Consider the following 17,119-nt stretch of genomic DNA (forward strand, 5'->3'; position numbering starts at 1 on the left):
TATTGAACACATGTGTTATTGGGGCGATTTTCGGTGCGTGTAATCGGGTCGGCCAGCGGGGATTTCGTCATTCGGCCTCGTCGTCGTCCGCCGAGTTCAGCGCCATCGCGATCAGCGCGTCGGGGCTTAACGAGTCGATATCCGCGTCGCTGATTTTCGCATCGGTGGTCGCGGTTTCCGGCATACCGGCGAGCAATAGGAGTTTGTCGAGCAATCCGGTCCGCCGCAGCTCGCGCAGCGGAATTCTGCGCAGCGCCGACCAGATTCTCTCGTCGTCGGATTCCGGGTCCTCGTCGTGCAGCAGTTGCCGGCGAAGATGATCGGCCAGTGCGGCCGGCGTCGGGTAGTCGAAGATCAAGGTGCGCGACAATGCCGTCCCGGTATGCGTGGTGAGGCGGTTGCGCAATTCGACCCCGATCAGTGAGTCGAACCCGAGATCGGCGAAGGCGCGGTCGGGGTCGATGGCGTCACCGCCGGGGTGCCCGAGCACCGCGGCCGCGTGCTCGCAGACCAATTCGCGCAGCACCCGTTGCTGTTCGTCGCGGGGCAGTGCGTGCAGGCGGTGCGCCAGCTCGGGGGCACGCGTGCCGCCCCCCACCGGCGCCGCTCCCGCCGGGGCGCCGGCCAACGATGCGCCGTCCAGCCAAAAGCGTTCGCGCGCAAAGGCATACGTCGGCAGCTCGACGCGACGGGCGGGCAGGCCGGCGAACACGCCCGCCCAGTCGAGGCGGTGGCCGCGGGTGAACAGGTGCCCGGCCGCGTGCAGCGCCGATTCGGTCTCGGGGCGGTCCTTGGGCAGGGTGGCGATCGCGGTGGCGCCCTCGGTGCTCAGCGATTGGTCCACCGCGGCCGTCAGCGCCGCGCCGGGGCCCAGTTCCAGGAAGGTCCCGGCGCCGGCCTGCTCGGCGGCGCGCACCCCCGCGAGGAATTGCACCGGCGCACGCACATGCTCGACCCAGTACTGTGGCGTGCCGTAGCCGGGGCCGGCCAGTTGTCCGGTCAGGTTGGACACCAAAGGGATTCGCGGGGGCCGCGGCTCGATACCGGCCGCCGCGGCGGCAAAGCCGTCCAGCATCGGCTCCATCAGGGCCGAGTGAAACGCATGCGAGACCGCCAACCGGTGCACCCGCGCGCCGGACCCGGCCAACCGCTCCGCCACCGCCGCCACGGCTTCCTGCCCACCCGAGAGCACCACCGCGTCGGGGCCGTTGACCGCCGCGATGCTCACCCCACCACCCACCAGCGGCGCCACCTGCGCCTCGCCCGCGGTCACCGCCACCATCACACCGCCGGGCGGCAGCGCCGCCATCAACGCACCCCGGGCCGCCACCAACCGCGCCGCATCCCGCAGCGACAACACCCCCGCCACACACGCCGCGGCGATCTCACCCACCGAATGCCCCATCACCACATCCGGTGTCACACCCAAGGATTCCCACAACGCCGCCAACGCCACCTCGAGCACGAACAACGCCGGCTGGGCAAACTCCGTGCTCTGCAACAACTCCGGATCGGCGCCCCACATCACCTCACGCACCGGCAGCCGGGAATGCTCGTCCACCACCGCGACAGCCTCATCGAACGCCCGAGCGAACACCACGAACCTCTCGTACAGCTGCCGGCCCATCCCCAACATCTGCGAGCCCTGACCGGGAAACACCAACACCGTCTTGCCCGTCGACCGGGCCCGCCCCACCACGGTGGCCGCATCCGGCCGCCCCGACGCCAGACCCGCCAAACCCGTTGCCAACACGCCACGCTCGCATCCCACCACCACCGCGCGATGCTCGAACACCGCCCGGGTGCTGACCAACGACCACCCCACGTCCAGTGGACTCGCCTGCGCGTCGGCGGTCACATGGTCCAGCAACCGGCGGGCCTGCCCGGCCAACGCCTCGGCCGAACGGGCCGAAACCACCCAGGGCAGTGCGACGTCGGCCGGCGCGGACGCTGGAGTTGGATTCGGTTGCGCCGCATCCTGTTCCACGATGACGTGTGCGTTGGTGCCGCCCATCCCGAAGGACGAGACGCCGGCGCGCCGCGGCCCGCCGCGGTCCGGCCACGGCGCCAGCGCGGTGTTGACGCGCAGGCCGAGACGGTTCAGGTCGATGTCGGGGTCGGGGCGCTCGAAGTGCAGGCTCGGCGGGATCGCGGCGTGTTCGATGGACAGGACCGCCTTGAGCAGGCCCGCGATCCCGGCGGCGCTGGCGGCGTGGCCGATGTTGGTCTTCACCGATCCCACCGACACCGGGTGGTGGGATCGTTCGGCGAAAATCCGGCCCAGCGCTTGGATTTCGACGGCGTCGCCGACCCTGGTGCCGGTGCCGTGCGCTTCGACGTAGTCGATGTCGGTGCTGCCCAGGCCGGCCTCGGCCAGCGCGCGGCCGATCACGTCGGCCTCGGCTGCCGCCGATGGCAGGGTCTGGGCGGGCGCGCCGTGCCCGGCGTTGCCCACCGCGGTGGCGCGGATGACGGCGTGGATGCGGTCGCCGTCCCGCCGGGCCGCCGCCAACGGTTTGAGCAGCACCAGCCCGCCGCCCTCGCCGCGCACGTAGCCGTCGGCGCGCCGGTCGAAGGCATACGTGTGACCCGACACCGACACCGCGCCGAATTCGCGTTCCAGCAGGGCGATTTCGTCGGCCAGGTTGAGGTGGACGCCGCCCGCGATGGCCAGCGGCGCCTGCCCGCTGCGCACGCTCTCGCAGCCCAGGTGCACCGCGACCAGCGAGGACGACTGGCCGGAGTCGACGGTCATGCTGGCGCCGCGCAGCCCGAGCAGGTACGAGATCCGGTTGGCGATCATGCCCCGGCTGACGCCGGTGAAGGTGTGGTGGTCCACGTTGTCGGGGACGTCACGCAGCGTCAGCGCGGCGTAATCGTCGGTCATCGCGCCCAGGTACACCGAAACCGCTTCTCCGCGTAGCGTTTCGGCGACGATGAAGGCGTCTTCGAGCAGTTCCCAGGCCAGCTCGAGGGCCAGGCGCTGCCGCGGGTCCATCGCGGCCGCCTCGCGCGGCGACAGGTTGAAGAAGTCGGCGTCGAATTCCGCGGCCTCCCCGGCGAATCGGGTGACTTCGCGCCCGTCGCGCAGCAGACGCCAGAAGGAGCCCGGGTCCGGCGCGCCGGGGAACCGGCACGCCATCCCGATGATCGCTACGTCGGTCGGGGGCACGGTCAGGGACCGGCTTCGTCGTCGAGGATCGCGAAGAGCTGGCTGTCGGTGGCGGTGGCGATGTCGTCGTCGAAGGCGTCCTCGGGAAATTCCGGGTGCCCGCTGGGCTGGGGCGGCGTCGACAGCAGGCTTTGCAGCCGGGTGACCAGCTGTGCCCGGTCCCCCGGGCTCAACCCCGGCTGGGCCAGCAGTGTCTGCAGTTCGCTCACGACCTCGTCGATGCGGGACGACCGATCGGGCGGCGCGGCGGTCTCGGCCGGCGCCGCGGCGGTCGGGCCGGCGCTGGCCAGCTGGCCGCCGAGGTGTTCAGCGAGCGCGGCCGGCGTCGGGTGGTCGAAGATCAGCGTGGGCGAAAGCGTAAGCCCGGTCGCGATTTTGAGCCGGTTGCGCAGTTCGACCGCGGTGAGCGAATCGAATCCGAGATCGCTGAAGGCATCGCCGGGACCGACGTCGGCGGTGCTGTGTCCCAGCACCGCGGCCGCGTTGCCGCACACCAGCTCCACCAGTTCGGCCTGGCGCTGTTCGGCATTCATGCCGGCCAGCCGGGCTCGCAGGCCCGTCAGCGACACCATGTCGGTGTGCTCGAGCATCCGGCGGGCCGGGCGGCCGGCCAGCTCGCTCAGCAGCGGCGGCAGCGCCGCGCGGTGCTGGGCCAGCGCGGCCCGGTCCAGCCGGGTGCCGACCACCAGCGGCTGCTCGCCGAGCAAGGCGTCGTCAAGCAGGTCCAGCGCCTGCCGGGTGGACAGCGCGCTCAGCCCGGCCCGGCTCATCCTGGCCTTGTCACGCTCCTCGAGGTGGGCGGTCATCGCCGACGGCTCTTCCCACATCCCCCAGGCCACCGACAGGGCCGGCAGCCCGTGCGCGTGCCGGTGGATTGCCAGCGCGTCCAGGAAGCTGTTGGCCGCCGCGTAGTTCCCCTGCCCCGGCGCACCGACGATCCCGGCCATCGACGAAAACACCACGAACGCCGACAAATCCAGGTCCTTGGTCAGCTCGTGCAGGTTCCAGGCACCGTCCACCTTGGCCCGCAGCACCGTGTCGATGCGCGCCGGGGTCAGCGAGGCGATCACCGCGTCGTCGAGCACCCCCGCGGCATGGAACACCGACCGCAACGGGTAGCGCGCCGGCACCTGAGCCAGCATCGCGGCCACCGCATCGCGGTCGCCGACGTCGCAGGACAGCACCGACACCGACGCGCCGGCGCCGCGCAATTCGGCGGCCAGCTCGGCCATTCCGGGTGCGGCTTCGCCGCGGCGGCCGACCAGCATCAGGTGCGGCACCCGGTGCCGGGCGACCAGGTGACGAGCCAGCGCCGCGCCCGCCATGCCGGTGGCGCCGGTGATCAGCGCGGTGCCGCCGGAGAGCCCGGCCGGCCCATCCGGCATGGTCAGCACCACCTTGCCGATGTGCCGGGCCGCACTGACGAACCGGTAGGCGTCGGCCGCGCAGCGCGCGTCAAAAGCCTTGACCGGCAACGGCGTCAACGCCCCGGCGGCGAACAACTCCATCACTTCGGCCAGCATCGCCGCGATGCGGTCCGGGCCGGCCTCCATCAGGTCGAACGCCCGGTAGCGCACCCCGGGATGGGCCCGCGCGACGACGTCGGGATCCCGCAGGTCCGTCTTACCCATTTCGATGAACCGCCCGCCGGGGCCCAGCAGCCGCAACGACGCATCGTTGAACTCGCCGGCCAGCGAGTTGAGCACCACGTCCATGCCGCCGGGGGCGGCACCGAACTTCTGCTCGAAATCCAGGGTCCGGGAATCCGCGATGTGCGCATCGTCGAAACCCATGGCGCGCAACGTATCCCACTTGCCGCGACTGGCCGTGGCGAACACCTCCGCACCCCAATGCCGGGCCAACTGCACGGCGGCCATACCCACCCCGCCGGTGGCGGCGTGCACCAGCACCCGCTGCCCGGCCCGCAGCCCGGCCAGCACCGACAGCCCGTAATACGCCGTCAGGAACACCACCGGGATGCCAGCGGCCTGAACCATCGACCAGCCGGGCGGCACCCGGGTCACCAACCGGCGGTCGACGGCGGCTTCGGAGCCCACCAGCCCGAAGATGCCCATCACCGCGTCACCGACGGCCACATCGGTGACGCCGGCGCCGACCTCGGTCACGACCCCGGCGCCCTCGGCGCCCAACTGGGCCGCACCCGGATACATCCCCAACGCCACCAACACATCCCGGAAGTTCACCCCGGCCGCGGCCACCCGCACCCGCACCTGCCCGGGTGCAGACTCCGCGGCGGGGTGTTCCTGCACCGCCAGGTCTTCGAGCGTCCCGGCGTCGCCGGCGGCCAGCCGCCACACCGCCGGCGGCCCGGGCAGTTCCAGCAGCGCCCGCCGCCCGGCGGGTCTCAACCGGGCGCGGTAGGCCATGCCGTCGCGGACCACCAGTTGCGGTTCGCCGCAACCGATCACCGTGGCGAGGTCCAGCGAACCGTCGGTGTCGACCAGCACCACCCGGCCCGGGTGCTCGGCCTGCGCCGAGCGCACCAATCCCCACACCGCCGCGCCGGCCAGATCCGCGACGTCCTCCCCCGGCCGACCCACCGCGCCGCGGGTCGACACCACTAGCTCGCCGCCCGCCTCGCCGGCGAGCCGGGACTGCAGCACGCCCAGCGCCTCATGCGTGGCCGCATGGACCGCGGCCGGTCCGGCGCCATCGACAGCGGCAGGCTCCCAGACCGTGACGCCTTCGCTGATTGGGTTGTCGGGCAACGAGTTCCGCGGCTCGATCCCCGACCACGCCACGTCCAGCAGCTCACCGCTGCCGGAGCGGACCGCCACGGCCGCGGCCAGCTGCTCGGCCGACACGGCGCGGGTCACCAGCTCCCGCACCGACAGCACGGGGACCCCGGACGCGTCGGCCAGTTCGACCGACACGGCGCCGGCGCCGGCCGGCGCCAACCTGACCCGGACCCGCGACGCGCCGGCCGCGTGCAGGCTCACGCCCTGCCAGGAGAACGGCAACACCGTCTCCAGCCGCTTGTCGGCCACCCCTAACGCGTGCAACGCCGCGTCCAGCAGCACCGGATGGATGCCGAAGCGGCCCGTCGAAACGCCGGCCTGCTCCGGCAATTCCACCTCGGCGAACGTCTCGGCCCCGCGCCGCCACACGGCCCGCAACCCCCGGAAGGCCGGGCCGTACCCGTAGCCCCGCCCCGCCAAGTCGTCGTAGCCGCCGGCCACGTCGACCGCCTCGGCATCCGCCGGCGGCCACACCGACAGCTCCGCCGCCGGGGCCGGCGCCGCCTCGCTCAGCACACCTTCGGCGTGCAGAGTCCACTCCGATTGCGCGACACGCGAATACACCGCAACCGACCGCGAGCCCGGCTGCCCGGCCGCGTCGGCCACCACCACCTGAAGCTGCACGGTGCCGCCCGCGGGCAGCGACAGCGGCGCCGACAGCGTCAGCTCCTCGACCACCGGGCAGCCGACCTCGTCGCCGGCGCGCAACGCCAGTTCCACGAAACCCGCGCCGGGGAACAGCACCGTGCCGGCCACCGCGTGGTCGGCCAGCCACGGCTGGGCGGCCGTCGAGAGCCGGCCGGTCAACACCACGCCACCGGAATCCGGCCGGTCCAGCACCGCGCCCAGCAGCGGGTGCTCGGCCTCGGCCAACCCCAGGCTGGCGATGTTCGCCGAGCCCACCGCGTCGCCGGACAGCCAAAACCGGCGCCGCGCAAAGGCATACGTCGGCAGGTCGACCCGGCGGGCGTGCAGGCCGGTGAACGCCGCGGACCAGCGCACGTCGGCGCCGGCCGTGAACAGCCGCGCGGCCGCGGTCAGCAGCGAGTCGACTTCGGGGCGGCCCTTGGGCATGGTCACCACCGACATCGCCCGGTCGGACGTCAGCGATTGTTCGACCGCGGACGTCAGGGCCGCGCCCGGGCCGACTTCCAGGAACACGCCGGCGCCCTGGGATTCGGCCAGCCGCACACCGTCGACGAACCGGACCGGCCGGCGGACGTGGTCCACCCAGTACTGTGGCGTGCCGTAGCCGGGGCCGGCGAGTTGTCCGGTCAGGTTGGACACCAAAGGGATTCGCGGGGGCCGCGGCTCGATACCGGCCGCCGCGGCGGCAAAACCGTCCAGCATCGGCTCCATCAGGGCCGAGTGAAACGCATGCGAGACCGCCAACCGGTGCACCCGCGCGCCCGAGCCGGCCAACCGCTCCGCCACCGCCGCCACGGCTTCCTGCTCACCCGAGAGCACCACCGCGTCGGGGCCGTTGACCGCCGCGATGCTCACCCCACCACCCAGCAGCGGCGCCACCTGCGCCTCGCCCGCGGTCACCGCCACCATCACACCGCCGGGCGGCAGCGCCGCCATCAACGCACCCCGGGCCGCCACCAACCGCGCCGCATCCCGCAGCGACAACACCCCCGCCACACACGCCGCGGCGATCTCACCCACCGAATGCCCCATCACCACATCCGGTGTCACACCCAAGGATTCCCACAACGCCGCCAACGCCACCTCGAGCACGAACAACGCCGGCTGGGCAAACTCCGTGCTCTGCAACAACTCCGGATCGGCGCCCCACATCACCTCACGCACCGGCAGCCGGGAATGCTCGTCCACCACCGCGACAGCCTCATCCAACGCCCGTGCGAACACCTCGAACCTCTCGTACAGCTGCCGGCCCATCCCCAACGTCTGCGAGCCCTGACCGGGAAACACCAACACCGTCTTGCCCGTCGCCCGGGCCCGCCCCACCACCGTGGCCGCATCCGGCCGCCCCGACGCCAGACCCGCCAAACCCGTTGCCAACACGCCACGCTCGCATCCCACCACCACCGCGCGATGCTCGAACACCGCCCGGGTGCTGACCAACGACCACCCCACGTCCAGTGGACTCGCCTGCGCGTCGGCGGTCACATGGTCCAGCAACCGGCGGGCCTGCCCGGCCAACGCCTCGGCCGAACGGGCCGAAACCACCCACGGCACAACAGCATCGGGCATAGCAGACGATGCGGGTGCGGCCTCGGTCTCAGCGGCCGCGGGGGCCTGCTCGACGATCACATGCGCGTTGGTGCCGCTGATCCCGAACGACGACACCCCGGCGCGGCGCGGCCCGCCGTGCTCCGGCCAGGGCCGCGGGTCGGTCAGCAGCGACACCGCCCCGGCCGACCAATCCACATGCGGCGACGGCACGTCCACGTGCAGCGTCTTGGGCATCACCCCGTGCCGGATCGCCTGCACCATCTTGATCACCCCGGCCACCCCGGCCGCCGCCGAGGTGTGACCGATGTTGGATTTGATCGAGCCCAGCCACAGCGGCCGGTCCGCCGGGCGGTCCTGGCCGTAGGTCGCCAAAAGCGCTTGGGCCTCAATGGGATCGCCGAGCACCGTGCCGGTGCCGTGGCCCTCGACCACGTCCACGTCCACGGCCGACAGGCCGGCGTTGGCCAGCGCCGCCCGGATCACCCGCTGCTGCGAAGGCCCGTTGGGGGCGGTCAGGCCGTTGGACGCGCCGTCCTGGTTGACCGCGCTGCCCCGCAGCACCGCCCACACCGGGTGTCCCAGCCGACGGGCGTCGGCCAACCGCTCCAGCACCAGCACACCGGCGCCTTCCGACCACGAAGTGCCGTCGGCCGCACCGGCATACACCTTGCAGCGGCCGTCGGGCGCCAGCGCCCGCTGCCGGCTGAACTCGACGAACGCCGCGGGCGTGGCCATCACGGTGACACCGCCGGCCAGCGCCAGGTCGCACTCGCCGGACCGCAGCGACTGCGCGGCCAGGTGCATGGCGACCAGCGACGACGAGCACGCGGTGTCCACCGACACCGCCGGCCCCTCCAGGCCCAGCACGTAGGACACCCGGCCCGAGGTCACGCTCAACGTCGAGCCGGTGAGGCCGTAGCCCTCCAGCTCGCCCTTCACCTCGCCGCCGTAGCCGGCGTGGATGACGCCGGCGAAAACCCCGGTCGCCGTGCCGCGCAACGCCGAGGGATCAATACCGGCCCGCTCCAAGGCTTCCCAGCAGATCTCCAGCATGATCCGTTGCTGGGGATCCATGGCCAGCGCCTCGCTGGGTCCGATGCCGAAGAACCCGGCGTCGAAGTCGCCCGCGTGCTGCAGAAAACTGCCCTGCCGGGTGTACATCTTGCCCTTGGCGTCCGGATCGGGGTCGTACAACCCCTCGACATCCCAGCCGCGGTCGACAGGAAAGTCCGACACCGTGTCGCGGCCCTCGATCACGAGGTCCCACAACGCTTCCGGCGAGTCCACCCCGCCGGCGTAGCGGCACGCCATGCCCACCACCGCCACCGGTTCGGACAGCCGGCCTTCCAGCTCCGCGACCCGCCGCCGGGTCCGCCTGAGATCGGCCGTGAGGCGCTTCAGGTAGTCGAGGTGCTGCTCGGTGCCCGGCATCGGCGCTCCTTGCGGGGTGTCAGCGGCCGAGTTCTTCATCGAGGATCGCAAAGAGTTGGCTCTCGGTGGCGGCTTCCAGATCTTCGTCGAGCGGTGCGGAATCGGGCCCGTCACCGGCCGGAAGCGCGCCCAGCAGGCCGTGGATGCGGGCCCGCAGCACCGCCTTGTCGTCGGAATTCCAGTGGGGCGCGCCCAGCAGCGCCTGCAGCTCGCGGGTGATGTCGTTGAAGCGACCCATCAGGTCGGGCTGGTCGTCGCCGCCGGAGCCGGCCAGCCGGGAGTCGAGGTGCTCGGCCAGCACCACCGGCGTCGGATAGTCGAAGATCAGTGTTGGCGAAAGGGTAAGCCCGGTAGCGTTTTTCAGCCTGTTGCGCAGTTCGACCGCGGTCAGCGAGTCGAACCCGAGGTCCTGGAACGCCCGGCCGGCGTTGATGTCCGCCGGGTTGGGCACCCCGAGCACCATCGCCGCGTTGCCGCACACCAGGTCGACCAGCTCGCGCCGGCGCGCCTCGGGACTGAGGCCGTGCAGCCGCGCGGCAAGCCCGCTCATCGACGCGGTGACGTCCGCGTCGTCGATGACGCGGCGGGTGGGGCCGGCGGCCAGCTCGCGCAACAGCGGGGGCAGCGCGGCGATGTTCTCCGACAGCGCGGCACGGTCCAGCCGGGCCGCCACCAGCACCGGCGTCTCGACCAGCATGGCGGCGTCGAACGCCGCCAGCGCCTGTTCGGTGGACAACGGCGCCAGCCCGATCCGGCTCATCCGGGCCTTGTCCCGATCGCCGAGGTGGGCGGTCATCGCCGAGGCCTGTTCCCACAGCCCCCACGCCAGCGACAGGCCGGCGAGCCCGTCGGCGCGCCGGTGGGCAACCAGCCCGTCCAGGAAGCTGTTGGCCGCCGCGTAGTTGGCCTGACCGGGCGTGCCCACGATCCCGGCCATCGACGAAAACACCACGAACGCCGACAAATCCAGGTCCTTGGTCAGCTCGTGCAGGTTCCAGGCGCCGTCCACCTTGGCCCGCAGCACCGCATCCACCCGGTCCGGGGTCAGCGAGGACAGCAGCCCGTCGTCGAGGATCCCGGCGGCGTGCACGATCCCGCGCAGCGGATAGCCCGCGGGTAGCCCGGCCAGCATGGTGGCCACCGCGTCGCGATCGGCGACGTCACAGGCCAGCACCGACGCCGACGCGCCCGCCCGCTGCAGCTCGTCCACCAACTCGGCGGCTCCGGCGGCCTGCGCGCCGGTGCGGCTGACCAGCACCACATGGCCCACCCGGTAGCGGTCGACGAGATGACGGGCCAGCGCCGAACCGGCCATCCCGGTGCCGCCGGTGATCAGCACGGTGGACTGCGCCAGCCCGCCCCCGCAGCCGCTGAGCACCTCGCCGGGCCCGGACGGCACGGTCAGCACCACCTTGCCGATGTGGCGGGCCTGGCTGACATACCGGTAGGCCGCCGACGCGCAGCGCACGTCGAATGTCTTGAGCGGCAACGGTGTCAGCACACCCTCTTGCAGCAGTCCCACGATTTCGGCCAGCATCGCCGCGGTGCGGTCGGGGCCGGCCTCCATCAGATCGAACGCCCGATAGCGCGCCCCGCGGTACCGCTGCGCGACGACGTCCGGGTCACGCACGTCGGTCTTGCCCATCTCGATGAACCGCCCGCCGGGGGCCAGCAGCCGCAGCGACGCGTCGGTGAATTCGCCGGCCAGCGAGTTGAGCACGACGTCGACCCCGGCCCCGCCGGTGGCCGCGAGGAACTTCTGCTCGAAGTCCGGGCTGCGCGAATCGCCGATGTGGTCGTCGTCGAATCCCATCGCGCGCAAGGTGTCCCACTTGCCGCGGCTGGCGGTGGCGAACACCTCGGCGCCGTAGTGGCGGGCCAGTTGCACCGCGGCCATGCCCACTCCGCCGGTCGCGGTGTGCACCAGCACCCGCTCGCCGGGCCGCAGCCCGGCCAGCACCGACAACCCGTACAGCGCCGTCAGGAACACCACCGGCACGCCCGCCGCCGCCACCAGCGACAGACCCGGCGGCACCGCGGTCAGCAATCGCTGATCCACCACCGCTTCGGACCCAACCACCCCCAGCAGCCCCATCACCGGGTCGCCGACGGCCAGGCCGGTCACCGCGGGCCCCACCTCCACGACCACGCCGGCGCCTTCGGCGCCCAGCCGGCCGCCGCCGGGATACATGCCCAGGGCCACCAGCACATCCCGGAAGTTGACCCCGACCGCGGCCACCGCGACCCGCACCTGCCCGTCCGCCAATTCCGTTCGCGGGCACCGGCTGACCACCAGGTCCCCCAGCGTGCCCTCGCCGCCGGCGTCCAGCCGCCACGCCCCGGACGGCAGCCCGAGCGTCGCGCCGGCCCGCGCCGGCCGCAGCCGGGCCGCATGGCCCACACCCTGGCGAACCACCACTTGTGGCTCGCCGCAAGGTATTACCGCCCTGGCGTCCAGGGATCCGTCGGAGTCGATCAGCACCAGGCGGCCCGGATGCTCGGCCTGCGCCGACCGCACCAGGCCCCACACCGCCGCACCGGCCAGGTCCGAAACGTCCTCCCCGGCCAGGGCCACGGCCCCGTGGGTCTGTACGGCCAGCACCCCGGCGCCCTCACCGTCCAACCAGGATTGCAGCACCGCCAGCGTCTCGGTGACCGCCGCGTGCACCGACTTCACCACGTCGCCGCCGTGTTCGCCCGGCTCCCACAGCGTGACCTCGTCACCAAGATCATTGCCGCCCAGTGCGATCGGCGACCAGATCACGTCGAGCAGCCCCGAGGGCTGCGCGGTGCCCATCGCCGCGCTCAGCTGCCCCGGTGAGACCGGGCGCATCGTCACCGACCGCACCGACAGCACCGGCAGGCCCGCGCCGTCGGCCAATTCCACCGACACCGCGCCGGCCCCGGCCGGGGCGATCCGGACCCGCGCCCGCGACGCGCCCGAGGCGTGCAACGCCACCCCCTGCCAGGAGAACGGCAACACGGTCTGGTCCTTCTCGCCCGCCACACCGAGCGCGTGCAGCGCGGCGTCCAGCAACACCGGATGGACGCCGAAATCGTCACCGGCGGCGGCGTCGTCGGGCAGGGCGACCTCGGCGAAGATCTCGTCGCCGCGCTGCCACATCGCCCGCAAACCCCGGAAGGCCCGGCCGTATTCGTAGCCCCGCTGCGCGAGCCGGGCGTACCCGCCGGTGACGTCGACCGCGGTCGCCCCGATCGGCGGCCAGATCGACAGGTCGCCGGCCGGTGTCACCGTCCCGGCCCGCAGCACACCCTCCGCGTGCAGCATCCACTCCGAATCCTGGTGTGCAGCAGCAGAATACACCGACAGCGGGCGGCGTCCGGATTCGTCGGGCGCGCCGACCACCAGCTGCAGCCGCACACCACCGGACGCGGGCAGCGGCAACGGGGCCGACAACGTCAGCTCGTCGATCACGCCGCAGCCAACCTCGTCGCCGGCCCGGATGGCCAACTCGACGAACCCCGCCCCGGGAAACAACACCGTGTCGCCCACCGCATGATCGGCCAGCCACGCCTGCGCGGACGTCGACAGCCGGCCGGTCAGCACCACACCCCCGGAATCGGGCCGCGGCAGCACCGCGCCGAGCAGCCCGTGCTCGGCGCCGCGCAGCCCCAGGGCGGCGACGTCGGAGGATCCCGTCGACCCGCCGGGCAGCCAAAAGTGTTGCCGCACAAACCCGTACGTCGGCAGGTCGACGCGGCGGCCGCCCAGCCCGTCCAGCGCCGCGCACCAGTCCACGACCACGCCCGACACGAACGCCTGGCCGGCCGAGAGCCAGAACCGGTCCGGTCCGCCGTCGTCGCGGCCCAGCGACGGGATGACGCAGCCCTGACCGCCGTCGGGCATGGTTTCTTCGATGGCGGCCGTCAGCACCGGATGCGGGCTGCACTCGATGAACGCCCGATAGCCCGCTTCGGCGGCGCCGCGCACCGCCGCTCGAATTGCACCGTCTGCCGGATGCTGCGGAACCAGTAGTCGCCGTCCAGCGCGGCGGTGTCCATCAGCTCGCCGGTGACCGTGGAGAAGAACGCCACCGCCGACGACCGCGGCGCGATACCGCGCAGCGCCTCGGCGAGCGAATCGCGAATTTCCTCCACCTGAACCGAATGCGAGGCGTAGTCGACGTCGATCCGGCGGGCACGGATGTCGTCGGCCGCGCACCGGTCCAGCAGTTCCGTCAGGGCATCCACCTCGCCGGACACCACCACCGCCGAAATCCCGTTGACCGTGGCGATATTCAATCGCTCACCCCAGGGGGCGATCAGCTGCTCGGCGCGCGAGCGTCCGCAGGCCAGCGAGACCATGCCGCCGCGGCCCGACAGCCGCACCAGCAGCCGGCTGCGCAGCGCCACCACCCGCGCGGCGTCCTGCAGCGACAGCGCCCCGGCCACACAGGCCGCCGCGATCTCGCCCTGGGAGTGACCGATCACGGCGTCGGGAACCACGCCCACCGAACGCCACAACTCGGCCAGCGACACCATCACCGCCCACAGCGCCGGCTGCACCACGTCCACCCGGTCCAGCCCGGGCGCGCCCGGTGCCCCGCGGATGACGTCGATCAGCGACCAGTCGACGTGCTCGGCGAGCGCCCCCGCGCACCGATGCATGTGTTCGGCGAATACCGTTGAGCGGTCCAGCAATTGAGCGCCCATGCCGGGCCATTGCGAGCCCTGGCCGGGGAACACGAACACCGTCTTGCCCACCGGCTGGGCCCGGCCGGTCACCACGCCCGCCCCCGGCTGCCCGCCCGCCAGGTCGGCCAGCCGGCGCAGCAGCTGCGCGCCGTCGGCGCCGACGATCACCGCCCGGTGCTCGAACCGCGACCGCGTCGACACCAGTGACCAGCCCACGTCCAGCACCCGCACGCCGGGATCGGCCTTCACCCGCGCCAGCAGCCGCGCCGCCTGGTTCGTCAACGCCTCGGCCGAGCGCGCCGAGAGCACCCACGGCACCACCACGTCACTCCCTTGGGGCGCAACGGTTTCCGGCTCATACTGCTCGACGATGACGTGCGCGTTGGTGCCGCTGATGCCGAACGACGAGACGCCCGCGCGGCGCGGCCGATCCCGCGCCGGCCAGGGCCGCGCCTCGGTGAGCAGCGACACCGCCCCGGCCGACCAATCCACCTGCGGCGTCGGCTCGTCCACGTGCAGGGTCTTGGGCATCACCCCGTGCCGAATCGCCTGGACCATCTTGATCACCCCGCCGGCGCCGGCCGCGGCCGAGGTGTGACCCATGTTGGATTTGATCGACCCCAACCACAGCGGTTCGTCGACCGGGCGGTCCTGGCCGTAGGTCGCCAAAAGCGCTTGGGCCTCAATGGGATCGCCCAGCATGGTGCCCGTCCCATGCCCTTCCACCAGGTCCACGTCGGCCGCGCCGAGCCGGGCGTTGGCCAGCGCCGCCCGGATCACCCGCTGCTGCGACGGACCGTTGGGGGTGGCCAGGCCGTTGGACGCGCCGTCCTGGTTGACCGCGGAGCCGCGCAGCACCGCCAGCACCGAATGTCCCAGTCGCCGTGCATCGCTCAGCCGCTCCAGCACCAGCACCCCGACGCCTTCGGAGAAGCCGGTGCCGTCCGCGGCGCCCGCGTAGGCCTTGCAGCGGCCGTCGGCGGCCAGCGCCCGCTGCCGGCTGAACTCGATGAACATCGCCGGGGTGGCCATCACCGTCACCCCGCCGGCCAGCGCCAGGTCGCATTCGCCGGAGCGCAGCGACTGCGCCGCCAGGTGCAGTGCCACCAACGACGACGAACACGCGGTGTCGACCGACACCGCCGGGCCTTCCAGGCCCAGCGCGTAGGCCACCCGCCCCGAGGCCACGCTCAGCGTCGAGCCGCGCAGGCCGTATCGCTCCAGGTTCCCGGGCACCCGGCCCTGGCCGCCGTAGGAGCCGTGGAATATCCCGGCGAACACCCCGGTCGCCGATCCGCGCAGCGTGGCGGGGTCGATTCCGGCCCGCTCCAACGCTTCCCAGGACACCTCGAGCAGCAGCCGCTGCTGGGGGTCCATCGCCAGCGCCTCACTGGGTGCGATCCCGAAGAACGCGGCATCGAAATCGCCCACGCCGGTGAGGAATCCGCCGCACCGGCAGTACGACTTCCCGACCGCGTCGGGATCGGCGTCGAACAGCCCGGCCAGGTCCCAGCCGCGGTCGGCGGGAAACTCCGAGACGACGTCGCGGCCCTCGACCACCATCTCCCACAATGCCTCGGGCGAATCCACGCCGCCCGGGTAGCGGCAACCCATGCCCACCACGGCCACGGGTTCGGTCGCCGCGACCAGGTACCGGCGGTTCTCGCGCTTGAGCCGCTCGTTCTCCTTCAGCGACTGGCGCAGCGCCCGGACCAGTTCCTCGGTGTCGCCGCTCATCGGAGGCGGCCTCGGGTGTCACTCACAGCGATACTTCCGCATTCGTGCACGGGCGAGGGTCAGTGCCAACGCAACAACACCAGTTCGGAGCAGAAACCCGGACCCATCGCGAGCATCAGGCCGGGGCTGTCGCTCGGCGGCGGCTTGGCGAGGGTATCGCGCAGCACGTGCAGCACCGACGCCGACGACAGGTTGCCGATCTCGCCGAGTGACCGCCAGGTCAGTTCCAGCGCCTCCGGCGGCAGGCCGAGGGCGGCGTTGATCGCCTCGATCACCTTGGGCCCGCCCGGATGGCTGACGAAGGCGCCGATGTCGGTGGTGCTCAGGCCGTGCGCCCCGAGGAATCCGGTGACGTCGTCCTCGATGTACTGCTCGACGACGGCCGCGACGTCCTTGGACAGCACCAGCTCGAATCCCGTCGCGCCCACGTCGTAGCCCATGGTGCGCAGCGAATCCGGATACAGGTGGCTGCGCGAATCCAGGACGCTGGGGCCGGCGGCGTCGAGCTGCTCGGCGCGCCGCTCGCCCACCGCCACCACGGCCCCGGCGCCGTCGGCGAACAGGGCGCTGCCGACCAGCCCGGCCAGCGACGGCTTGTAGCCGGGGTAGGTCAGCGAGCACAGCTCGACCGAGACCAGGGCGGCGACAGCGTCCGGTGCGCCGCGCAGGTAGTCGTGCATGCGGGCCACCCCGGCCGCGCCGGCCACGCAGCCGAGCCCGAACAGCGGCACCCGGCGCACGTCGTCGCGCAGACCGAGCCGCGCGGCGATCCGGGCGTCCACCGAGGGCACCGCCAGGCCGGTGACCGTGGTGGTGATCAGCACGTCGAGGTCTTCGGGTTTCAGGCCGGCCTCGTCGAGCGCGCCGGACAGCGCCGCGCAGCCCAGGGTCACCGCGTTTTCGATGAAGATCCGGTTGGCCACGCCGAAGTCGGTCAGCGTGGGGTATTGCTCGAGCGGCAGCACCAGATGGCGGCTGCCGACCTTGGCGCTGGCATGCAGCTGCCGCACGATGTCCTCGTAGCCTTCGAATTCGGGGATGCTGACGAAGAAGTCGGTGAGCTCACGCTGCGGATAGCGGTGCGGCGGCAGAGCACCGAACACGCCGGCGATGACGCTCATTGCACCCACCCCTTGATCACGACCGGTCGGGCTGACAGGTTCAG

The 17,119-nt window shown here is 72.4% G+C and carries 3 protein-coding genes and 1 pseudogene; all 4 read right to left on the reverse strand.

Annotation, left to right across the window (positions count from 1 at the left end; genetic code table 11):
• Positions 1-67: 67 nt before the first annotated feature.
• The 4 genes and pseudogenes from NF20_RS07950 to NF20_RS07965 all read right to left on the reverse strand — a co-directional run bounded on the left by NF20_RS07950 (position 68) and on the right by NF20_RS07965 (position 17,075).
• A complete protein-coding gene (locus NF20_RS07950) occupies positions 68-3,172 on the reverse strand; it encodes a type I polyketide synthase (RefSeq protein ID WP_050594174.1) in 3,105 nt (1,034 codons plus the stop codon).
• A 2-nt stretch (positions 3,173-3,174) separates the two neighbouring features.
• Positions 3,175-9,561, reverse strand: coding sequence for an SDR family NAD(P)-dependent oxidoreductase (locus tag NF20_RS07955; protein ID WP_371277654.1), 6,387 nt, complete (start codon positions 9,559-9,561; stop codon positions 3,175-3,177).
• Positions 9,562-9,580: 19 nt separating this feature from the next.
• A pseudogene (locus tag NF20_RS07960) lies at positions 9,581-15,954 on the reverse strand (SDR family NAD(P)-dependent oxidoreductase).
• A 59-nt stretch (positions 15,955-16,013) separates the two neighbouring features.
• Positions 16,014-17,075, reverse strand: coding sequence for a type III polyketide synthase (locus NF20_RS07965; RefSeq protein WP_033711518.1), 1,062 nt, complete (start codon positions 17,073-17,075; stop codon positions 16,014-16,016).
• Positions 17,076-17,119: the final 44 nt, after the last annotated feature.

It is taken from the genome of Mycobacterium sp. MAC_080597_8934, from assembly GCF_000523975.1.
GTDB lineage: Bacteria > Actinomycetota > Actinomycetes > Mycobacteriales > Mycobacteriaceae > Mycobacterium > Mycobacterium avium.